19 protein-coding genes, 1 tRNA gene and 1 pseudogene are annotated in these 22064 nt (G+C 38.4%); 7 read left to right on the top strand and 14 right to left on the bottom strand.

Translation table 11 applies throughout. The annotated features are described in order from the left end of the window. Positions 1-21 precede the first annotated feature (21 nt). The 5 genes from HNR41_RS09435 to HNR41_RS09415 form a co-directional block, all read right to left on the bottom strand. The gene (locus tag HNR41_RS09435) at positions 22-1350 is read right to left on the bottom strand and encodes an McrC family protein (protein ID WP_184284032.1); all 1329 of its coding nucleotides are present in this window, start codon (positions 1348-1350) and stop codon (positions 22-24) included. Beyond that, a complete protein-coding gene (locus tag HNR41_RS09430; RefSeq protein WP_184284030.1) occupies positions 1347-3743 on the bottom strand; it encodes an McrB family protein in 2397 nt (798 codons plus the stop codon). Before HNR41_RS09430 ends, HNR41_RS09435 begins: the two co-directional genes overlap by 4 nt. A 72-nt stretch (positions 3744-3815) precedes the next feature. Next, the gene (locus HNR41_RS09425) at positions 3816-4466 is read right to left on the bottom strand and encodes a DarT1-associated NADAR antitoxin family protein (protein ID WP_184284028.1); all 651 of its coding nucleotides are present in this window, start codon (positions 4464-4466) and stop codon (positions 3816-3818) included. Between the two features lie 13 nt (positions 4467-4479). Beyond that, on the bottom strand, positions 4480-5178 hold the full coding sequence (locus HNR41_RS09420) for a DarT ssDNA thymidine ADP-ribosyltransferase family protein (protein WP_184284026.1): 699 nt from the start codon (positions 5176-5178) through the stop codon (positions 4480-4482). Continuing rightward, a complete protein-coding gene (locus HNR41_RS09415) occupies positions 5175-6752 on the bottom strand; it encodes a UvrD-helicase domain-containing protein (protein WP_184284024.1) in 1578 nt (525 codons plus the stop codon). The genes HNR41_RS09420 and HNR41_RS09415 overlap by 4 nt, the downstream gene beginning before the upstream one ends. A gap of 163 nt (positions 6753-6915) precedes the next feature. Between HNR41_RS09415 and HNR41_RS09410 the strand changes: the two genes are divergently transcribed. Next, on the top strand, positions 6916-7800 hold the full coding sequence (locus tag HNR41_RS09410) for a hypothetical protein (protein WP_184284022.1): 885 nt from the start codon (positions 6916-6918) through the stop codon (positions 7798-7800). 86 nt (positions 7801-7886) lie between these two features. Here the strand turns inward: HNR41_RS09410 and HNR41_RS09405 are convergent, their stop codons facing one another. From HNR41_RS09405 to HNR41_RS09385, 5 genes are all read right to left on the bottom strand, one after another. After that, positions 7887-8216, bottom strand: a complete 330-nt coding sequence (locus HNR41_RS09405; RefSeq protein ID WP_184284020.1) for a GNAT family N-acetyltransferase — start codon at positions 8214-8216, stop codon at positions 7887-7889. A gap of 11 nt (positions 8217-8227) precedes the next feature. Beyond that, positions 8228-8611, bottom strand: a complete 384-nt coding sequence (locus tag HNR41_RS09400; RefSeq protein ID WP_184284018.1) for a VOC family protein — start codon at positions 8609-8611, stop codon at positions 8228-8230. 22 nt (positions 8612-8633) lie between these two features. Beyond that, positions 8634-9710 (bottom strand): ABC transporter permease, encoded by a 1077-nt coding sequence (locus HNR41_RS09395; RefSeq protein ID WP_184284016.1) that lies wholly within the window; start codon positions 9708-9710, stop codon positions 8634-8636. Beyond that, on the bottom strand, positions 9707-10429 hold the full coding sequence (locus HNR41_RS09390) for an ABC transporter ATP-binding protein (protein WP_184284014.1): 723 nt from the start codon (positions 10427-10429) through the stop codon (positions 9707-9709). Before HNR41_RS09390 ends, HNR41_RS09395 begins: the two co-directional genes overlap by 4 nt. Before the next feature lie 141 nt (positions 10430-10570). Further along, positions 10571-10642 (bottom strand) — tRNA-Val (locus HNR41_RS09385). Positions 10643-10789: 147 nt separating this feature from the next. Between HNR41_RS09385 and HNR41_RS09380 the strand changes: the two genes are divergently transcribed. The 6 genes from HNR41_RS09380 (at position 10790) to HNR41_RS09355 (ending at position 17038) form a co-directional block, all read left to right on the top strand. Beyond that, positions 10790-12100, top strand: a complete 1311-nt coding sequence (locus HNR41_RS09380) for an MFS transporter (protein WP_184284013.1) — start codon at positions 10790-10792, stop codon at positions 12098-12100. A gap of 21 nt (positions 12101-12121) precedes the next feature. Further along, positions 12122-13063: an ornithine cyclodeaminase family protein gene (locus HNR41_RS09375; RefSeq protein ID WP_184284011.1), complete on the top strand. Its 942-nt coding sequence runs from the start codon at positions 12122-12124 to the stop codon at positions 13061-13063. Between the two features lie 750 nt (positions 13064-13813). Continuing rightward, positions 13814-14686: a hypothetical protein gene (locus HNR41_RS09370; RefSeq protein WP_184284009.1), complete on the top strand. Its 873-nt coding sequence runs from the start codon at positions 13814-13816 to the stop codon at positions 14684-14686. A gap of 21 nt (positions 14687-14707) precedes the next feature. Continuing rightward, on the top strand, positions 14708-14986 hold the full coding sequence (locus tag HNR41_RS09365) for a hypothetical protein (protein ID WP_184284007.1): 279 nt from the start codon (positions 14708-14710) through the stop codon (positions 14984-14986). 47 nt (positions 14987-15033) lie between these two features. After that, positions 15034-16056: a tellurite resistance/C4-dicarboxylate transporter family protein gene (locus tag HNR41_RS09360; RefSeq protein ID WP_184284005.1), complete on the top strand. Its 1023-nt coding sequence runs from the start codon at positions 15034-15036 to the stop codon at positions 16054-16056. 145 nt (positions 16057-16201) lie between these two features. Further along, positions 16202-17038, top strand: coding sequence for a PPK2 family polyphosphate kinase (locus HNR41_RS09355; protein ID WP_184284003.1), 837 nt, complete (start codon positions 16202-16204; stop codon positions 17036-17038). 185 nt (positions 17039-17223) lie between these two features. Here the strand turns inward: HNR41_RS09355 and HNR41_RS09350 are convergent. The 4 genes and pseudogenes from HNR41_RS09350 to HNR41_RS09335 all read right to left on the bottom strand — a co-directional run bounded on the left by HNR41_RS09350 (position 17224) and on the right by HNR41_RS09335 (position 21830). Then, positions 17224-18354: pseudogene (locus HNR41_RS09350) on the bottom strand (alcohol dehydrogenase catalytic domain-containing protein). A 120-nt stretch (positions 18355-18474) separates the two neighbouring features. Then, positions 18475-19665 carry an amidohydrolase gene (locus HNR41_RS09345; protein WP_184284001.1) on the bottom strand — a complete coding sequence of 397 codons (1191 nt, stop codon included), beginning with the start codon at positions 19663-19665 and terminating at the stop codon, positions 18475-18477. Positions 19666-19686: 21 nt separating this feature from the next. Further along, positions 19687-20469 (bottom strand): hypothetical protein, encoded by a 783-nt coding sequence (locus HNR41_RS09340; protein WP_184283999.1) that lies wholly within the window; start codon positions 20467-20469, stop codon positions 19687-19689. 11 nt (positions 20470-20480) lie between these two features. After that, positions 20481-21830, bottom strand: coding sequence for an IS1096 element passenger TnpR family protein (locus HNR41_RS09335; RefSeq protein ID WP_184283997.1), 1350 nt, complete (start codon positions 21828-21830; stop codon positions 20481-20483). Between the last annotated feature and the right edge of the window lie 234 nt (positions 21831-22064).

Raw genomic sequence — 22064 nt, 5'->3', positions numbered from 1 at the left:
CTGTAGAAGTATTAATAACTACTATAGTTCTATCCCTAGAGTCTTCCTTAACATCTTTTCTTCTTCAGCCATTCTCTTTTCAAATTCCTGAAATGTGTCAGCGTCATAATGAATTCCTATTCCGACTTTTCTTACGGTAATATCTTCATCTTTCTTAGCTGTTTCTTTATTTATGCCTTGTTTCAAATATAGAGTTTCATTGGCTTCTTCTCGATCATCATAATTCTTCGGATATATATAATATCCTTGTTTTGCATCAAATCGATACATATAAGCAACTAACTGAAGGTAGTCTTTTCCATGGATGCTCCCATAACGTTTATACTTAGCATCCGCGATACTTCTATTTATATTGTTTTTAGAAATAAAATCCGGGTAAATTAATCCAACAGATCCTTCAAATAAGTACTGTTTCCCAATTTCCGTCTTATTCTGAGGGTGATAATAAGCATCTTTGATCAGCAAATTAACATACTCTTCAAATAACCATGAACCATCAAATAATATGCCATATATTTTGTGATCATTCGTCTGCTTATACATACTCTCATTTGCTCTTAGAATAGCTAAGCATAGTAACTGTAATTTTCGATATTCAAAATAGTATCCATGCCTCACTGGTTTCTTTAAATTTTCTTGGATCACAGATAACACATTTCGTTGTTTATAATTAAAAGAGTGTTCTTCTATCTGTTTAATATTTTTACGTGTAACATCATTAAGATTTAAAACACTTCTAAAGTCTTTTCTCATCTTAATAAATTCAATCGCGTACCTTACAAGATTTATAACTGGATTATCATAGCTGAATTCCCTTATGTTATATGCGACTTTACCTGTAAATGTAAAATTCTCCGTCAAATGCCTTTTAACATCAAGTTTCCCTTTTACATTTGAATCATTATATCTCTTCTCTTGGTATTCTTTGAACAATCCTTTTCTTAGAGCAAGATTTAAATATTTAGGGAATAAGAATAGTAGGATATCTAAATATCCTTTCTTCATCTCCATGTTGACATCTTCATTAACGATGTTTATATTTAATACCTTTTTTAATAGATAATAAAAAAAGAAATCGTTACCTGTATCAAATCTTGAACTTATAAAAAGTTGTTCAGCATTGTAACCAATAATCCCCATTATATTTGTTGTTTTAAGTGTTTTTAAGTTTGCTTCCAGAACTTTTTGATCTGAAGATAGATCATCTGTTTCTTCTAATCTGGGTGGAAATAGAAAGAGCTGTTCCATTTCAAGTTCACTGAGTTCTTTGTTTGCAACCTGATTTATGAACGCTTCAGAAATACTAACCGTATCACGAGGTATATTTCGATTATTATCAGTTACCTTCATTCAAAATCATCCTGTGTAACTTCTTTCTGATTGGCTCCATCATATACTCTCTTTAATTCTCCAAGAATTTCTTTCTCATCAAAGAACCCTCGGACATACTCTTCCAACAGCGGTTCAAGGTAATCATTCCAAAGCAGTTCAAAATCATTATTCAGTTCTTCAAGCTTCATGAAGTAACTTGGTCCAATATGGTAATGATCATTCAAATTTTCTGTTTCACTTATTTGAATATTTAATCGTTTAAGACGAGCAACCGCTTCTTCTCTTACGACCAGGTTATCTAACATTTTCAGCTGTTCTTTATCATCAGATTTTATTTCAATAAATCGGAATCTTCGTCTCATTGCAAAATCAAAGTTCTCAACACTTCTGTCAATATCATTCATCGTACCGATAATATAAACATTTTCAGGAATATATAATTTATCTTCGTCATTTTGAAGTGAGCTATACTGTGTTTTAACTGCTCCAGATTTACCTCTATATCCAGGGTCAATAGCAAAGAATAGTTCACCAAATATTTTAGATATCTCACCACGGTTAATTTCATCGATAATAAATACATGGGGTTTACCTAATGGTTTCTCATAATCTAATAGTCCATATTCTTCTTTTAAATGTTTAATAATTGCTTTTCTATAGCCATCAGATACTCCCGAAGGTACTCCTAAAAGATCGCGGTAGACTCTATAACATTGCTCTTTATTAAAGTACAATGTTGTAGAATCCATATTTTGAATTCCTTCCATATTCCCTCTAACAAATGGTCGTACACTGAATGCGATATCATTTAGATCTTTTATTTTATATGTTTCACTCTCAACTTTTATTATCTCATTAATATTTTCAAAGAAAATCTCCCATGCTTCATCAAAGTTATCAACTCCATCAAACTGTTGAGATTCTAATGCATTGTTTAGAAAACTCTTAAAAACTCCCGTTTTCAATTCAAAACCCATCTGATTTTTTTCTGAATTAATCGGTCTGTATCCTTCAACAAAATCTGTATAGTCATAACTAGGATGGAATTGAACAAATTCAATCCGTTTTTTATCTTCGTTTGTTAATTCTTCGAAACTTTGGTTTCTCCCTTCACTGATTATCTCTGCAGCTATTTTTCGAGCTAAGTAGGTTTTTCCAGTGCCCGGCGCTCCACGAAAAATAATATTTTTAGATGATATTAACTTCTGTGCGTACACTGTATAGTCAACTTCTATGGAAATGGATTTTGAATATAAGGGTAAGTGATTCAAATCTAACTCTTTCAAAGCCTTTTTTAATTCTTTCCTTAGCCTCCAAGAAAATACTCCCTGGCTTTTATCTTTTATATATCGCCCTGTAAACATTATTGGCCAGTACTTAGACTCGCCAGGAACTTTAGCTTTATTTTTCTGCACTATTTTTTTAGACAAACTTGTTAAATTAGTACGGTAAAAGCTCCATGATTCACCATATTTTTGTGATAATTGTTTACATGTAGCTTCTCCACCAAAATTTAATAATCGTTTTAATGAAATTAGTTGATTATCATTGGTATATTCTCGATCATTGAGAATCTCTATCCAATCCGTTATGGATAATCCCGTCTTATAATCTTCATATAAATATTTTTCTTCTTTTATTACTTCATTATTAAATGCGGTGTTATTTTTAATATATTCATCATATACTAACATGAATTGATATGGGGTTATCTTTTCACTAGAGGTGAGTACATACTGTATTTTCATGAGTTCTGATTGAGCTTGAGCATATGTTGTTATCCTTTTATTTAAAAGTTTTTGTACAGCGTCTTTCCCATACTCTTTCCCAATAAATTTACTCCATTTTTCAGGATATAGTAATGAAAAATATTTATTTAGAACAATAATCATAGATCCGTTAATTATTTTATCGAGAACAGCAGTATAAATATTCTGATAGTCTTCCGGTGTGGATTCACTATTCAATGCTCCTATAAGGGCATCTGCTTCTCTCAAACCAGCTATGAAATTATTAATTTCTTCCATTACCCTAGACTCTCTAACATTTTCCTTCTTCGTCCATTTATTTCCTATAGCATATACACCACTCTGTTCGTCATATCTAACTAAATATGAATATGTTCCATTCCCCATAACTACCGAGCCTTGGTTCTTATATTTCCCTGATGTTATTTCATAGAACATAGATTCTTTCCCTTGATTTTTCCATACTAATTTACTTAATTTTCCCTCATCAGATAAATTTTCAAGAGCTACAAAACCATACTCACTTTTAAAAACTTCAGATATATCTTCTGGGTTCCCCTGGAGATTTTCATTAACTTGATTCAAAATATTTCCCTTGTTATTATCGAATATTTCTTTTATCTTTTTTGCAGCACTTATATAAATTTGTTTATTATCGTTCATTATCAAAAAACTCCTTTAAGTTTCCAAACATTAGATAAAACAATGCCGGCTATTACACCGGCATTGTTTTTATTATATGTTATAAACAGTTTCTTTAAATGATTCAGGTGACTTCAAGGCGATTTCTAATTGTTTTTTTCTTTTCAACATCACATATATTGCACAGGCTTCTGCCTGGCAATTGATTGATTTGTTAGGATTAAAACTAATATCAGAAAAAGCCCCATAATCCATTATTCGCTCAGAAAGTTCATCATTAGATGACAATGTCTGAAGATAGAGCCAATTATAAAACAACGTTTTAGGTTCCAGTGGAAACTTTCTACCAAAACATTCAAAACCAATCAGTTCATCATTCTCATGAAGAGTTCTCAATCTTTTCTTCACTTCTCTCGAATCCAATCCTTGTTCCAATAAATTAGTCTGCACCCCATTTTCTTTAAAAACTTTAGAAGTTTGAAATAGCTGTTCTACTGTAAACTCGTATCCTTTTGCAGTTTTCACTTTGAGATTAAAAGCACTTAATTTCACTCCTATTTCCTCTGTCGAAGCAGTTGAAACTTCTAAAACTTTTTCATTATAATCTTTTAAGAAACTTGAGTGTAGACTCTCAACAGATTTTCTTTTCTGTTCTTTAGAGAAGCCTGGGAACCATTCAAAATTCACTTCTATTTTTGTATATTCATTTTTATGATCAACTGTGTATACGTATCTTTTCGCCATATATCCTCCTTTATCAAGTTAGTACTTTTAGCTCAGAAGCTCCATCTTCAATGTTTTTTTGGTATCTATTACTCTTTTCAAAATAACTCTCAGAAAAATAAATCTTATATTCACTTGTATCAACACCACATAATTTTAATCTGAGCAGTTCAACTTTAGCAATTGCTTCGTTAGGAAAAACCAATCCTGTGATATATTCCTTCGGAATTTGTTTATAAATTAATACTTCAGCTTGTATATCTGTAGGTCTATTCGCATATTCATTTGGTTTTCTTGTGATAACCTTACGATTTGGTTTAATGATCTTATTGTTAAATATTTTTTTAAATGCTTCTATATTTGATTCTATATATCTACCCTTGCCAGTGGCCGAATTAAAAGAACAGAAATTAGATGATTTATTAATCACATCCGGTGATATTTTAAGGATAACCCAATCATTGAATAGAGTCGTCTCATTTCTTTTCTTTGCTGTGTCGAAATAATAAGGATTAGGAACTTGAATAGACGTACAAATATAGTCTTCTTTACCATCCCACCTATTTGGATCTATTTTTTCAAGTAATGATTTATCTGATATAAATTCATTTGCTACTATTCCGCTATTCATAGTTGGATCGTTACCTAAAATAAAAGGTAAGTTTTTGGTTTTCGTAAAATGGACCAATGTAGTTATTCCTCTTTCACGTATAAATTCACTAAATTCATTCATTTTATATATCCCCTATCAATGAAGTTAACATCCTTAATTTCAGGTAGAATTGGCGTTGGTTCACCTGAATAACTAATAATTAGATCGCTTTTGGCTCTTGTAACTTCTACATATAAATTGGTTATAAATAACTCTAGTATCTCTTCTGTATTTTCTGGTAAGATATTCTCTTCTTTGCTTTTTTTCACTTCGAAACCATCTTCCAATAAATCTTTCAAGTATTGATTTTCACTTTTGAAAGGAAGTATTACAGTCTCAAATTCCAGTCCTTTCACCTGTAATATTGTCCCTATTTGTATTTTTGAATAAGAATATGAATTACTGAATCCTTTTACTCTAATATTTAACTCATCAAAGTAATTTTGAACATTTTTTATGTACTTTTTAGGAAGTATTATACCTACACTTCCCACTTTTCCTTTTTCAATAGCCAAATTGCAAATTTCTTTTATTTCAGCTTCTATACTTTCAAAACGATATATAGTTGGCAGCACCTTATCTACATCTCTGATTACTTGCTTTACATAGTCTTCATTTTGTTTATCAAAATATGGAGATTCTGCAATTTTCTCAGCCAAATTAGCTATCTGATATGAATTTCTATAATTAATAGATAATTGATGTTTTTTATGCTGATTAAAACCCAATTTTTTCCACGATATTCTTTTCCCAAAGACACTTTGTGCAACGTCGCCTATTATTATGTATGTCGATTTATTAGCATTCCTTTGGGTTTCACTTGTTACTAAAGTCCTTATCGCATTGACCATAGCCGGAGTGAAATCTTGAAATTCATCAATAATCACATATTTATAAAATTTCAGTTTTCCTTCATCTTCAAATGTTAGTTCTTTGTAGGTTTCAAGTAATTGATTAAAATATCTATATACACTTTCAAAGCTATATAACCTGTTCACCCCTGAACTTTGCATCGAGTTTTTATAGCTCTCATAAATCTCCCAGATGTATTTTCTATCATTTCTAATAATTCTATGTTTACTTCTTCCAATTCTCTCTATGGATTCATATTCCTCAATACTTTGAACATCCCATCGCTCAATCCAACCAATCTCTTCAATGTATGTTGATTTATCTCTTTCGAATATTCTTTCTCCATTATATTTTTTTGAGATTTTTTCAAGTGCTTGTGTAATTAGTGATGCTTTCTTGTCTGCAGTTAATGCCGGAACAACATCTCTATCAACGTTTTTTAGAAATTGTATAACCTTTTCTGCATGTGTACTATCATATCCATTTTTATGAAAGTGACTAGAAAGTTCTGCGATCATTCTTTGACTAAATGAATAAATTGTATTTATCTCTAAATTATCTGGGTATTCTTGTTTTAGATTGTCACAAACTTTTTTACAATCTTCTTTAATCTTATTGTTCACGGCTTTATTAAATGTCAGCAACAATATTTTTTCTTTTGGATTAGATACCGCTAAATAAATAGATTTATACATAGCAAGTAAAGATTTTCCTGTTCCCGCACTTCCAACTATCAGTAAATTTTGTTCTTTAGGCAAATATAATATAGATGTCTGTTCACCTTGCAAAGTAGGTATCTCCATAAAAATCCCTCCCTATTTTATTAATTAAAGTATATCAAATTTACCGTGGAATCCCACTCATTTATGTGAATTTTCTTAATAAATGGAATAATTAGCATATTTAATAGAAAAATAATATTTTTAGATATATACTGAAATTATTCTTAAAGGATAGGAGATAACCATGTTTAAAAAATACAAAGTATATATAATGTTTGTCTTATCTATTTTTATCTTGATCACTCTTATAATTCTTTCTCCTATAGCCGTTGATGAATATGTAAGTACTTTTGAAGATTCTACTACCGCTACTTCAGAAGATTTATGGAATTACTCAGCAGCTATACTCACTGCTGTCATTGCTGGTTTATTTATTATTTTCCAAGTAGTCTATCAAAAATCTATGCAAAATAAGAATTTTAGATTGAATAATAGAACGAAGTTAAGTTTTTCCCTTGAGAGAGCTGATATCACAGACAAAGATGCGTATCTATTTTCCGAACACTACTATATAAACCTTATCGGTTCACAAAAGTTAGAGTTGCTTAAAAAAATCTACTTAGATAAAAAGAAGAGCCCTTTAACTTTTAGAATAGAATGTCAACATCAGGTCGCAACAAACATCGTTATTTACTATAACTTTAAAGCTCAAAATAATACTACATATACAAAATCAATTTCTGTTGGGAAGCTTTCTGAAGGCCAATCTAAATATTTTATTATTGATAATATAATGAAAAATGTTTTAGATAATAATGTAGACTGTGATTTTAAAACAACAAAACCTGAAATTCATCATATTCCTAATAATATTATCGACAATAAAATTATAATTACTTTTAAAACAGCTGCTAATGAAGTCGGTATCATTGAATATGTTTTTTCTGAGTCGGGTTCTAAGAATAATTCCAGAAGTATTGAAAGAAACATTACTCAAAAAGATAAATTATATTATGAAAAAGATTCTGATTTCCCAGGAATGTATTTAGATAATAATAATAAATACATAAATGAGCACGAACTAAGGTATTCGAAACTCATTAACCTCCCAATTTGGCTTGGCTTGTGACATTCTAATAACATCCTTGTGACTATTAACAACGTTCTTACTTACTAACGAGAAAAGCAGACCTCGGCTTAGGTCTGCTTTTCTCGTTAAATATTACTCCTCGTAATGAACTTCATCACATACTCATTATTTTCTTCATCAAACTCTCCATATTCAAATCCCAGCGATTCCAGCAGTTTGCCCATCACGTCATTGCCTTTAACATAATCCGCAATGAGCACATCAAACCTGCTATCCGCTTCAAATTGCTTCATCACTTTCTCCACAATCGCTCTGCCGTATCCTTTACCCTGATAGTCCTTATCCACCATCATCCGCCAAATCATTAATTCTTTTTCTTCCTCGTCTTCATCCAGCAGCACAAATCCTACCACCGCTTCATAGTTCTTTTCATTTATCTCCACAAATTCAATCATCAATCCGTCCTCTATTTCACCGCTTCACTCACCGCAAAGTAGTTGTCCTGTCCATCATTAAAGTTAAATGTCTTCATCCCCGGTATCTCCACCAGTTCTCCGACATTCACGCCTTTTTCTTTCAGCTCTTCATACACCGCTTCAATATTCTCCACTTCAAACATTAATGACGGCGTTTCCCTGCTCACTTCCGGACTGTATTTCTCGATAAATTCCAACGGAAACATCACGATCGTCGTTTCTGATTCAGCATCCGGCGCCACTTCATATCCTTTATAGTTCTCCATCAGATCCAGTTTTTCTTTCACCGTAAAGCCCAATTGATTCGTCCAGAAGTCCACCGCCATATCGATATCTTGCACATACAGCATGACGTTCGCCAGTTTTTTTATCATTCAATCAGTCCTTTTAAAAAGTTTACACTCTCCGGTGTTTCTTCAGTCCTAAAATACTCAGCACCGTAAAGCCAATAATGAACAGTGCTAAAGCCAGCAGTTCATTCCAAATATACGACCAGCTGTTTCCTTTAATCATCACTTCCGTCAGCGCGTCTCCCGCATATCTCAGCGGAAAGCCGTAGCCGATATTATTAAACCAGTCTCCAATATAGTCAAAGGGAATTAATCCCGATAAAAATATCTGCGGCACAGTGACTAAAAGAATCAGCACCATCATCCGGACTTCGCTTTTCGACAGCAGCGCAATCAGCATACCCGCCGCAGCACCGCTGAATGAGACCAGTATATAAATGACAAACACCCATATCATACTCCCGGCAATCGTTACATCCAGCAGGTAAATCGCATACAGCACCATCATTACTGTTCCCAGCAGGACAAACAGACCGAGTCCCGTTAAATAGCCGAGAATAACCTCACTCCGTCTGATTGACGTTGCCAGCACCCGTTCCAGCGTGCCTGATGTACGTTCCCGGAACAGTGTAATACAGGTAAAGACCATCACAAAGAAAAACAATACCAGACCTGTCAGTATCGGGAACATTTTTTCAAAATACGTACTTGCTGAATCACCGTATAGAAAAGATGTTTCAATTTCAATCTTCGGAATCTCGGCCTCTTCCGGCAGAGCTGCCATAATTCCCTTCAGTCTTTCATCCTCCACAGCACGGACACCTGTCTCAACCGCCTGTTCTACAGCAGCTGTTTTCGGCGGGTCTTCATTTTTATAAGTGACATTAAGTCCCTTGTCTTCCATGCTGACAAAGGCGTCCAGTTCATGGGTATCAAGCAGTGTGTCAAGCACCGGTGTCAGTTCATAGGTCAGAACTTCCACATCTTCCGGCAGTCCTTCTGTAAAGGTCGGGTCCATCGTATCCGGTACGCCTATACGTATATCCGTTTCATTTTTGACATCAAAAACCAGATACATCAGCGTAATGACAACGAGCGGCGCCAACAGAACCCACAGCAGCATTTTAACATTACCGAGCATACTCCTGAATGTCTGCACAGCAATTGTCCCGACCCCCGTCATGTAACCGCCTCCATATTTATGAACACTTCTTCGATTGAAGCTGCTTTATATTCATTCATCAATGCTTCAGGCCGCCCTGCTGCCACTATTCTGCCCTTATTAAGAAGCACCACTCTATCGTATTGTTCGACTCCGCTCATCCATTGAGCTGCTGCGATAATGCCCGCACCTTCATCTGCGAGCGTCCTCAGATGATTCCATACCGACAATCTCAGCCCTGGATTAATCCCTGCCCCGGGCTCATCCAGCACAATCAATTTAGGACTGCCAAGCAAAGCAATAGCCAGTGACAGTCTCCGCTTCATGTCCCCTGAAAACTTCGATACCTTGTTACTCCCAGTTTCATGCAGTCCAACCAGCTTGAGGTTTTTATCGATTTCGCTTTTAAGTTCTTGTCCTTTAAGGTTTTTCAGTTTGCCGAAAAACACCATATTCTCATGCGCTGTCATCGTTCCGTAAATTGCTGCTTCCTGGCCCATATAGCCAATCTTACTCAGCATTTTCCGCTTCGGCATCTGTTCATCCAGCACATGTGCTTTTCCGTCTGTTAAATCTTCCATACCAATCAGGCAGCGGATACACGTTGTCTTGCCGGATTCCTCCGGGCCGATCAGTCCAACTATTTCTCCGGCTTTAACAGTTAAATTAATATCAGCCAGCACCTGATTAAAGAAAAATTTTTTATCAGCATCCTGCAGTGAAGCAATTATTTTAGTCACAGTTATCACGACCTTTATGTATACAATTATACTGTCAAATACCCTCTCTTACATTCACTTAAGCATATAACAAATATTGTAAATCTGACAAATAAAAAAAGCTGCCCGATGAAAAATCCATCAGACAGCTTTTATAAATAATGATTCCGAGTGGGATTGAACCACCGACCTCTTCGATGTCAACGAAGCGCTCTCCCGCTGAGCTACGGAATCGTATTATTGACTACTTATATACTTTAAGCCAGTTCTGAAAATAAATCAACTTATACTAAGCATTTTATATTTCCTGAATATTATAATTTTTATGTTAATGATTTTTAATATGTGCTAATCTATAGCCAGACAAAGGGGAGGTTTACTATGGATAAAAAGTTAAGAAGAAAAGTATTATCAGCAAGTCTGATCGGTTCATCAATCGAATGGTTCGACTTTTTCCTGTATGCGGCTGTTGCAAGTATTATTTTTAATACGCAGTTCTTCGTTACAGATGATGCGTTCCTGTCGACGATTCTGGCCTACTTCGGTCTTGCATTGTCATTCTTTATACGTCCTTTAGGGGGAGTCATCTTTGCACATATCGGTGATAGAATCGGACGTAAGAAAACATTAATTATTACTTTAAGCTTAATGGGATTCGCAACTGCCGGAATCGGCTTGTTACCTACATACGCGCAAATCGGTATCGCAGCACCGCTGCTCTTACTCCTGTTCAGATTGATTCAGGGGCTCGGCATCGGCGGAGAGTGGGGCGGCGCCCTGCTCCTCGCAACAGAATATGCGCCTAAAAAACAGCGCGGGCTGTTCGGAAGTTTCCCGCAGATGGGGATTCCTATCGGTCTCGTTCTTGCTTACGGTTCATTCTTCCTGCTCACATGGGCAATGCCTGAAGAAATATTCCTCGCATGGGGATGGAGAATTCCGTTTATCTTCAGTCTGCTGCTCGTTGTTGTCGGCCTGTTAATCCGTAAAGGTCTCGATGAAACGCCGGCGTTTGTTCAAATGCAGAAAGAAGCAGCTGAAAAAAACGAAGTCAGACGTCTGCCGATCGTTGAAATTTTTAAGAAGCACCCGAAAGAAGTACTGATTACGACAGGTGCTAAATTTGTTGAAACCGGACCGTTCTATATCTTTACAACGTTCATCGTCGGTTACGGTGTCTCGAGTCTCGACGTATCATTCGAATTTATGATGCTGGCCATTATGGCGGTATCTGTGCTCACGACAATTATGATTCCAGTTATGGGCAGTCTGTCCGACAGAGTCGGACGAAGAAAGATGTTCCTGATCGGTGCGACGGCCATGCTGATTTATGCATTCCCGTATTTCTTTATCGTGAATACACATGAACCGATGCTCGTTATCTTAGCAACATTCATCGGACTGGTTGTAATCTGGCCGCCGATTACCGCAATACTCGGAACGATGTTCTCTGAATCATTCAGTAAAGAAGTACGTTATACTGGGGTTACGCTCGGCTATCAGATTGGTGCTGCAGTTGCCGGCGGTTCTGCACCACTTATCGCTGAATTCCTGATGAACCAGTTCAATGGTTCAAGCATTCCGGTGTCACTGTACATTGTTATGACAGCAATTGTGTCACTTATTGCAGTATTCGCAATGCGCGGGGAATCTGCTCAGGATAAAGAAGACAGATTAATGAACGCCGAATAATATTATTATGGAGTGAAGACATTGATTACATTAACAGACAAAGAAATCGAAGAAAAATATAAAATCAGCCATGCGATCAAAGACGTCAACGCGATTTTAAAAGATTACAACGAAGATAAGATTGTTGAATCAATCCGCACGGTGCTGCCTGCCGGCGAAGACAGTTCAATGCTGTACATGCCGTGCATCAGCTTAACTCAGCAGGTATCGATTATTAAAACAGTATCGATTTTTCCGACTAATAAAAATCTGCCGACAACGCAGGGTAATATTTTAGTAACGGACCTGACAGACGGCGCCCATAAGGCGAGTATGGACGCCTCGTATTTAACGAGACTCCGTACAGGTGCGATGACTGCGATTGCGACCGATAAACTGGCAAGAGACGATGCGAAATCACTAGGCGTTATCGGTACAGGCAATATGGCGTTTGAACAGGTTTTAGGCGTCGTTGAAGTCCGCGATATCCAGAAAATTTATCTGTATAATCGTACTGCAGAAAAAGCGGAAGCGTTTAAAAAGCGTCTAGAAGACTTTGGTATCTGGGCAGATATCGAAGTCATTACAGATGTCGATGCACTCGTTGAGCAGAGTGATATTATTAACTGTGCTACACAGAGCAAGACGCCCGTTTATAAAGGTGAGCTGCTTAAGCCGGGAACCCATGTTAACGGTGTAGGCTCATTTACTCACGAAATGAAAGAAATGGACCGCACAGCGATTGAGCGCGCCGACCATATCTATGTCGATGACATGGACGGGGTAAAAGACGAAGCCGGTGAACTGATCGATGCAGTTGAAGCGGGGATTATCAGCTGGGATGATATCAAAGGCACACTCGCTGATATATACGACCAGGGCCACCTGCGCCAGAACAATACAGACATCACCATTTACAAGTGCGTTGGCGCAGGCTACTTCGACCTGGCAGTTGCCGGCGGCGTTATGAAGATGTTTGCTTAATATTTAAATGAAATGTTGACAGGTGAATCCGGAAGGGTTTGCCTGTTTTTTATTTTTGTGTGAAGTTAACTTACACTTAAAGAAATAAATCGTTTGGCAGGTTGTTAAAAGTAAAACAAAGGGGAAATGTTATGCGCGACTTTTTGATGTTTTTTATAATTATGGTTTTTATCTTTGCAATCATTTATTTTTTCGTTGATTCTGATTTATTCATTTCAGAATCTCGTGAGTTTCTTGTAAGCGGGCTCGTTTTAACTGGTGGAGCTTTATGCGGGTTACTGATTAAGTACTTACTGATGAGAAATGAGAAGGTAAACAGGTAGGTTCGTGTGAATTTGGCTATTGGAGTTCTATGAAGGACGCTCATTGAATTCTTAAGCGTCACGGATTCCTATGAAAGAGGTTCATTGAATTCCTAAACACTGCGGATTCCTATGAAGGACGCTCATTGAATTCCTAAGCGTCACGGATTCCTATGAAGGAGGCTCATCGAATTCCCAAACGTCACGGATTCCTATGAAAGAGGCTCATCGAATTCCTAAACGCCGCGGGTTCCTATGAAAGAAGTTCATCGAATTCCCAAACGCTACGGATTCCTATGAAAGAGGCTCATCGAATTCCTAACATCATATTCTCCCCCTCACTTCCCCGATTTAACTCATGGAAGTATTTAAGGTATAATTTAAATTAAGATAATATGTTCACAGATTTACCGGCACACCGAAACTTAAAATAAGGACGTGTTTTGTAATGCGATTACTTATATTATCGTTTTTCATCTTAATGCTCGCTGCCTGCAGCAATGCCCAGCCCATTGATGAACCTGAACCGGAAACTGCTGAAGAAGAAACAGATCAAGAAAACTCTGCTGAAAACGATGAAGTTTCAGAATCAGAAGAAAAGCCTGAAGAACCTGAACTGGAGCCGGCTTACGACAGTACCGGGAACGTTGATGTTCTCTCACCTGACTTTCACAAAGATTATTTAAATAATTATTATTACAACAGCTATAGCGGTATTGAACGCGGTATGACTAAAAATGAAGTTGCTGCGACCTTAGGTGAGCCGTCAGATGAAGATGATGTGCCCGTAGACGAAGTGTTCAACGACATTGGCGTAAGATATTCTTCGCCGTCAGATACTGTTGAACAGATCCTGGTTACTCCTGAAGAAGATATTTCTTTAGATAAAGTAATCGAATCTTTCGGTGAGCCGACGCAGGATTTATCGCCTGAAGATACCGGGACGAATGTGCGCATTTTAACGTATCAGCCGGCTGAGGATGCAAACTTCTACATCGTGGTGGAAGGTGACGAAGATGATAACGTTAGTCTGATTTACCCTTCTTATACATCCAATGCTGCAGTCGTAAACGAAGATAATGTGCTGGATTTCATTTCAGCGTATTACGATAAAAATGTAATTGATATGTCGCTCATCAATTTTGAAGATCCTGTACTAAACGAGACTGAAGGCTACTTCGAAGTGCCTTTCGTCAATATTCATCACGGCTTAACCGGCCACTTCAGAGTCTGGCTTTACGGTCAGGTTGAGTATATAAACGAGAACGGCGAATATGCATACGGCGAGTTCATTCCGTATGCCAATGGTGAAATTAAATAAGTTTCTTTAGGGGGCAATACTATGTGGCTGCTCATTATTATCCTGGCCGGTATTTCTGCCGGTATTATTAATAACTATCTTTCCCACAAAAGAAGCATGGAAAAGATTAAATTAAAACATATCGATAAAGAAATCGAACTTCAGCGGCTGAAACAGGAAAATTATCTGCTCGAGAATGAAGAAATGAGAATTGTGCTCGACCGGATTAAAGAAGATAACAGACGGCTCGAGACAGAAAAAGACAGCCCCTGGTTAATCCAGGAAACACGTGAACGTCAGCTCGAGAAAAGAAAAGAATAACACCACTTGAAATTGAATTTATTTTTTATGAAGAAAGCGTGAAACTCATGATTGAATTTTTACAGCGCCAGTCCCGTCATTTATATCCAGGCTACTTTGCAATGGTAATGGCGACTGGTGCTTTATCATTATCCCTGTGGTACCTGGATGTTCCACTGGCAGCTGAAGTGCTGCTGTATTTTAACGTTTTTATATTTGTACTGCTGCTCGTTCTGAACGGTGTCAGATTGCTGTTTAATACCAATGACTTTGTGCAGGATTTAAACGATAACGGCAAAGGTCCGGGTTTCTTTACATTGATTGCCGCTTCAGGTGTGTTAGGCAGCCAGTTCGTTATTATTAAAAATATGGCTGAGACCGGATTTGTCTTTTGGGTTGCGGCGTTAATCATCTGGCTTATTTTGATGTATACATTCTTTACTCTTATAATTATTAAAAAAGCTAAGCCGTTAGTCGATGAATCGGTAAACGGCGGATGGCTGCTCGTTGTTGTATCTACACAGTCACTTGCAGTGCTGGGCACTTTGATTGCCGGCAGTACTGAATTCACAGAAGTAATGTTATTTATTTCGTTATGTCTGTTTCTGTTAGGCTGTGCGTTATATTTAAATATTATTGCGTTTATATTTTACCGTCTGATGTTTTTAAAAATCGAAGCAATGGCTTTAACACCGCCCTACTGGATCAGCATGGGCGCACTTGCGATAACAACACTCGCAGGATCTGTACTGGTGCTGAACGGTACCGGGATTGCTGCTGAACTTGAAATCTTTATTAAAGGATTTACCTTGTTCTTCTGGGCACTTGGTACATGGTGGATTCCGCTGTTAATTACACTCGGGGTCTGGCGACATGTGATAAACCATTATCCGCTCTCGTACACACCTGATATGTGGGGCATGGCCTTCCCGATTGCAATGTACACAGTCGGTACGGTGAATCTGTCGATGGCATTGGAATTGGAGTTATTAATGGTCATTCCGAAGATAACTATTTTTGCTGCAGTAATCGTCTGGCTGCTGATTATGGCCGGACTGCTTGTTCATCATGGTAAACGGCTGAAAATTTAATGGATATCGGTTGATGAGGGTTGTTCTTTGGCACAGTAAACCTTTTACTGTGACAGTGACGTCTGTTCTTTGACACAGTAAACAGTTTTCCTGCTGCTGTTATCGGGTATTATCATGACATATCCCAAGATTGGAAGTGTTTCTAATGAATTTATCGGATTACAAAGTACCGAGTACGAAAAATATAAATCTGAAAGATTATCAGACATCTGAAGGTAAAAAAGAAGATAACGATTATATAAAAAAAAATATAATTCCGCCGCTCGTGGAACAGATGAAGGCGCTCCATCTGAAACTGCATGCTGAGGGGAAGAACGGCATTATGGTCGTGTTGCAGGCAATTGATGCCGCAGGTAAAGATGAAGCTATTTCCTATATCTTTTCGAACTTGAATGCACAGGGATTGAAAGTCACGACTTACGGCAAACCCAATGAAAATGAGCAGAAGCATGATTATTTGTGGAGATTGCACGACGGTGAACCCGAACGCGGTCAGGTTGCGATTTTAAACCGCTCGCATTATGAAGATGTGATTGCGACACGCATTCATGATTTACTCGAAGATGGTGATGCTGAAATTGAAAAACGCTACCGTCAGATTAATAATTATGAACAGTATTTATCGGAAAATGGTTTCTCTGTCGTAAAATTCTTCTTTAACATGTCGAAAGATGAACAGAAAGAACGGTTTTTAAAACGGATGAAAGATCCAGATAAGCAGTGGGAATTCTCATTTTCAGATGTTGAAGAGCGAAAAAAATGGGATGATTATCAAAAAGTATTTGAAGATATGCTGAATAATACTTCAACACAACACAGTCCATGGTATATACTGCCGGCGGATGATGAATGGCATACGCGCCGAATTATAACGGAAGCGATGATTCACGTGCTGGAGGGCATTAATCCAGAATTCCCGGCGATATCAGGTGAGGATAAGAAGAAACTTGATAAATATATTAAAGAATTGGAAAACGAATAATAAAAAGTGCTGAATCCACGAGGGATTCAGCACTTTTTTGATTTAAAGAGGCACGGTGGCGCGCAACCACACTGTCCGTGCCGCCGTGGAATTTCGGTGGCGCGCAATCACACTTTCTGTGCCACCGTGGAGTCTCGATGGCGCGCACGTCCACACTGTCCGTGCCGCCCGCCGCAAGTTCAAATTTACGGTTTCATTACTACTTTAATACAGCCGTCTGCGCGATCGTTAAACATCTTGTACATTTTTTCCGCCTGTTTTAAAGGCACCTGATGAGTAATTAAATCTGTCGGGTCAATTTTACCCTGTTCAACCATATTATACAGTTCAGGCATGTAATGGATTACCGGTGCCTGTCCGGCCTTGACGGTTACGTTACGTGTAAAGATTTTATGGATTGGGTAACCTGTTGCAGGTGTGCCGTATATACCCGTCAGCTGAATAGTACCAAATTTTTTAACCATATCCGTCGCCATAATAATCGGATCAATGGTACCAATCTGGCCGCCGAGCGTTTTGATGCGGTCCTTGCCGGTAATTTCACCATCCATCCCGACACAGTCGATAACGACTTCCGCGCCGCCTTTAGTAATTTCGTGAAGATGTTTACCCAGATTATCGTGCTGCTTATAATTGAATGTTTCAACATTATTAGTCCGCTTCGCATGATCGAGTCTCATCTGGTTATTATCGACAGCAATTACACGGTTAGCCCCTTTCATCCACGCAAATTTCTGCGTCATGAGACCGATTGGGCCGGATCCTAATATAATAACTGTATCTCCATTTTTAACACCGCTGTTTTCGACACTCCAGTATGCTGTCGGCATTACATCCGACAGGAACAGTACACTTTCATCTTCCAGTTCGCTTCTTTCCGGGACGATAAACGAAGTGAAATCAGCGTAAGGGACTCTTAAATATTCAGCCTAGCCGCCCGGGTAGTTCCCGAATTGCTCTGAAAAGCCGAAATAACCGCCTGTATCCTGATGCGGATTGGAGTTGTCACACTGGCTTTCCATCTGATTTTCACAGAAGTGACAGTGTCCGCAGCTCACGTTAAACGGAATAACGACGCGGTCTCCTTTTTTAACTTTCTTCACGCCGGGACCGACTTCCTCAACAATTCCCATAGGTTCGTGACCGATAATGTAATCATCGCTGATAGGCATGTTTTTGCGATATAAGTGAAGATCCGAGCCGCATATTGCAGTGGACGTCACCTTTATAATCATATCTGTACCTTCCTGGATTTCCGGAGCCTTCATCTTCTTGACTTTGACTTTGTTTTTTCCTTGAACAGTAACAGCTTGCAAATTAGACACATCCTTTACATGATTGTTCGTTATCCATTCCCTTCCAAAAAAAAAAGATAAACAAATATTTAAAAAAACGGCCCCTCTTTTCTGAGAGGCCGTTTTTTGGAAATTACTATATTATTCTACTTTATTCAATACAATTTCAGCCATTGCTTTTGCCGAAATCAGGAGTGATTTTTCATTCACTTCGAATTTAGGGTGGTGGTTCGGATATGCTGTTTCGACACCGTCAGGTTTCGCACCAACGAAAATAAACGCACCTGGTGTTTTCTCCAGATAATACGCAAAATCTTCAGATGCTGCCTGTGCTTTATCGCGGTATACTTTATCGAAATAAGTACCTGCACTTTGTTCAAGTACTGTTTCGATTTCACCGATTTTTTCAACTGTGTTGTACAGCACCGGATAATCGTAGGCATAATCGAGGGTGCATTCAACATCGTATGCTGTTTCCAGTCCTTTAACGAGTTTCACCATTTCCTCGTAAACGGGTTCTTTGTTATCCATCGATAAATAACGGACTGTACCGCGCAGTGTCACGCTGCCCTGAATGACGTTGTAGCCGCCCGGTGCATCAAATGCAGTAATTGATACAGTAACCGAGTCATTCGGGTTCATGCGTCTTGAAACAATCGTCTGTGCCGACGTTATAAAGTATCCGCCTGCAACGAGTGCGTCATGTGTCGTATGCGGCATTGCGCCGTGTCCGCCCGACCCTTGAATCTTAAGGTCAAAGTTCGAACGTCCGGTCATTGCTTCACCCGGACATAATGTAATGTCACCGTTATCGAGCGTCGGCATCAGGTGAATACCGTAAACTTCGTCGAGGTCATCAAGAATACCTGATTCCACGATACTCTTCGCACCGCCCGGCGGAATTTCTTCCGCGTGCTGATGAATGAGTTTAATTTTACCTTTCCATTCATCTTTTAAGTCGATTAGTGCTTCACCTAAAATCAGCATGTAAGCTGTATGACCGTCGTGCCCGCACGCATGCATCACACCGTCGTTTTTTGATTTAAACTCTACATCCGCTTCTTCCTGAATCGGCAGCGCATCAAAGTCTGCACGAAGACCCAGTGTCGGACCGTCGCCTCGTCCGCCTTCTATTTCAACGATAATACCGTAGCCGTTACCGACGTTTGCTGTAACTTTCACATCTTTATCTTTATAAAACTCTTCGATAAACTGAGCAGTCTTTTCTTCTTTAAAAGACAACTCAGGGTTTTCATGTAAATGACGTCTGATTTCAATCATACGCGGCTCGTTCTCTTCAAGCTGTTTAAATAACTTCTCTTTTAATGACATGTCCATTACCCCTTTTTAGAATTAATTAAAAATCTCTTCTCTAAAGAAGTGAAACAAAACGAGCGGCAGTATCGCTGCATTTGGTAAGTACGGCATAATAATTCCTGTAGCAAGGAATGTATCCCAATTACCCTCTTCCTCGGTAAACAAAACTTCACCGCGCTCAAGCTTCTCTTTAAAACGTGCCAGTTCTTCGTCTTCAAACAATTTTAATTTCTCTTCGATATACGATTTGTGCACGAGCCGTTTCGATATTGCGTTAATAATCTGCGGACGTGTTTTATATTCTTCAAGATCCAAATCCAGATTCTGAGCCACTAAATTCATATGGTCTTCAGTCAGGAGCAAATCGTAGAATTCTATAATCGGATAGTCCAGCAGATTGACGGTTGTCGTGTATTCTGCATTATTCAGCATAACGTTCGAAACGCTTATACCTTCCGGCAGCGGCGCTAAATGTATTGTTGAACCGAAGTTTCTTAATATGCCGTCGATGACCTCTTCGTGCATGACTGCCATGCCGTCTCCAATATAAAGGAGATGATGATTATATATTAAAAATGGGTTCTCTTCCGGATTGAACGGCATCGTAATAATGTTGTCGCCGGTCAGCGCGTTCGAGTAACGTTTGATCAATTCGATTTCTTCCATCTTCAAACTGTCTCCGAGAAGCGTCAGATAATCATCGGAACCCGCTTCTTCTATTTTATCTTCTATAATTTTTTCCAGCTGGGATAAGGATTCACCTGTTTTGTCCAGATGCAGATATGTTAAATAAGTTTTGTAGAAGGTCTGTAAGTCCATCGTTATCCTCCTTAAGTGATTGGATTGCCTCTATTAAACAGCCGTGCGAGCTTTTTGTTTGTTGCACTGACCGGATAGCGTTCCCGGTAGTTTTTAGTCCGTGCATTAGCATAGACACGCACGTAGTCCGGGTGCTTTTTATCTTGTAAAATATTTAAAGTTTCAAGCAGCTTATCGACACCGCCGATGTTTTCAATCGGCACTTCCCCGCCGTAGCTGACGACTTCAGGAATCGGTTTTGTAATGTTCGTCACAGCGTCGAGTGCGATATCGACAACGTAATCGTCATCTGAATCGTACAGGAACTGAATGTATTCATTCATTAAATACACGTCAATCATCAGCGCATTTTTGTTGACACCGGATTCATTTGCGATTAAATCTTTATCCGTCATAAATTCTCCGCTGCCGATATTATTCCATCCGAAAGCTTCGCATATAATTATTTCGAGCTCCAGAAAGTTCAGACGCGTCGGAATCGATATTGTCCGCGATATATCTTCGCAGCCGTTAATCGTACATGTAATACGGTATGCGTTGTAGTTCTCCGGCGATTCAGTCCGCTCTTCCTTGCCGTTTTTTTTGAAATTCACTTTTTTTAGCGCTGCGAGCACATCGCGGTGCATCACCAGATAATCCTGGTGCACTTTCACAAGCAGCCCTGTTTCAAGAGCCGTCTGCCAGCGAGGATGATTTTCATAGACCGAGTAGTCTTTTTTAACGTTTTCTTTAATCTGTGAATAAGACACATCATCCAGCTGATTCAGTGCGACTGGAAGATATTCCGGTGCGGTTAAATGCCCGATGACTTCGTTTAAATAATCATCTTTGTACTGTCCGACAGATTTTATATTCAGCTTCGACATCGTTTGACGCAGCTCTATAAACGTTAAGTTGTTATACAGCCAGTAAATCGGGCCGTTATATATTTTCTCGAGCCTTGAAACATCCTGCGGCTCAATTGTTTCGCTGTCCGGAATCGACATCGGTGTGTACGGGAATATTCCGGTCTGCTGCAGTGCACTGTTCAGCACGTTAACCACTTCAGAATGAATGACACCTTCCGTGCCGTTATCTTCCAAAATATATTGATAATCGATCAGAGTCGGATACTTCGCTGAAAGATACGCTACTCTGTGGACGTTGTCGTGAGGATCTTCAGTCGATAAACGTCTTAACAGCTTCGCCTCCGCCATCGACAGATGCTCGAACATTTCGTTCAGGGCAGACTGCGACTCAAGCTCTTCCATTTTATATTTTATCAGTGATTCATTAGTCGTAAAGTTTCCCGCATTAAACAAACTTGCTCTGATGAGTTCATGTTCGCCTAAATACGTTTGATAAAAAGTCTGTATATCCATGCTGCTTGCCTCCTGCCGTATTTATTATAGCCATTACTCTTATTTTACACGTAAACCCGGAGGAAATGCATCCCGGGATACTTATTGGCTGATTAGCTGCTGCACTTTTAAAAATCAGCTCAATTTCCTGCAGTTTTATGTGCATGTTGGGATGATTAAAGGTTCTTGTCTCAATGTGGGGACTTCGTTGGGACTATTAAAGGTTTTTATCTCAATGTGGGGACTTCATCGGGT

Source organism: Jeotgalicoccus coquinae (assembly GCF_014207425.1).
Classification (GTDB): Bacteria; Bacillota; Bacilli; order Staphylococcales; family Salinicoccaceae; genus Jeotgalicoccus; species Jeotgalicoccus coquinae.
This window is presented reverse-complemented; position numbering and strand designations above follow the sequence as displayed.

Excerpts from the sequence above, each read along its gene's own strand:
- HNR41_RS09355 (WP_184284003.1), top strand. The coding sequence starts at position 16,202 with ATGAATTTATCGGATTACAAAGTACCGAGTACGAAAAATATAAATCTG.
- HNR41_RS09420 (WP_184284026.1), bottom strand. The coding sequence starts at position 5,178 with ATGAATGAATTTAGTGAATTTATACGTGAAAGAGGAATAACTACATTG.
- HNR41_RS09395 (WP_184284016.1), bottom strand. The coding sequence starts at position 9,710 with ATGACGGGGGTCGGGACAATTGCTGTGCAGACATTCAGGAGTATGCTC.
- HNR41_RS09415 (WP_184284024.1), bottom strand. The coding sequence starts at position 6,752 with ATGGAGATACCTACTTTGCAAGGTGAACAGACATCTATATTATATTTG.
- HNR41_RS09410 (WP_184284022.1), top strand. The coding sequence starts at position 6,916 with ATGTTTAAAAAATACAAAGTATATATAATGTTTGTCTTATCTATTTTT.
- HNR41_RS09370 (WP_184284009.1), top strand. The coding sequence starts at position 13,814 with ATGCGATTACTTATATTATCGTTTTTCATCTTAATGCTCGCTGCCTGC.
- HNR41_RS09365 (WP_184284007.1), top strand. The coding sequence starts at position 14,708 with ATGTGGCTGCTCATTATTATCCTGGCCGGTATTTCTGCCGGTATTATT.
- HNR41_RS09345 (WP_184284001.1), bottom strand. The coding sequence starts at position 19,665 with ATGTCATTAAAAGAGAAGTTATTTAAACAGCTTGAAGAGAACGAGCCG.
- HNR41_RS09430 (WP_184284030.1), bottom strand. The coding sequence starts at position 3,743 with ATGAACGATAATAAACAAATTTATATAAGTGCTGCAAAAAAGATAAAA.
- HNR41_RS09405 (WP_184284020.1), bottom strand. The coding sequence starts at position 8,216 with ATGATTGAATTTGTGGAGATAAATGAAAAGAACTATGAAGCGGTGGTA.
- HNR41_RS09380 (WP_184284013.1), top strand. The coding sequence starts at position 10,790 with ATGGATAAAAAGTTAAGAAGAAAAGTATTATCAGCAAGTCTGATCGGT.
- HNR41_RS09360 (WP_184284005.1), top strand. The coding sequence starts at position 15,034 with ATGATTGAATTTTTACAGCGCCAGTCCCGTCATTTATATCCAGGCTAC.
- HNR41_RS09425 (WP_184284028.1), bottom strand. The coding sequence starts at position 4,466 with ATGGCGAAAAGATACGTATACACAGTTGATCATAAAAATGAATATACA.
- HNR41_RS09340 (WP_184283999.1), bottom strand. The coding sequence starts at position 20,469 with ATGGACTTACAGACCTTCTACAAAACTTATTTAACATATCTGCATCTG.
- HNR41_RS09435 (WP_184284032.1), bottom strand. The coding sequence starts at position 1,350 with ATGAAGGTAACTGATAATAATCGAAATATACCTCGTGATACGGTTAGT.
- HNR41_RS09400 (WP_184284018.1), bottom strand. The coding sequence starts at position 8,611 with ATGATAAAAAAACTGGCGAACGTCATGCTGTATGTGCAAGATATCGAT.
- HNR41_RS09335 (WP_184283997.1), bottom strand. The coding sequence starts at position 21,830 with ATGGATATACAGACTTTTTATCAAACGTATTTAGGCGAACATGAACTC.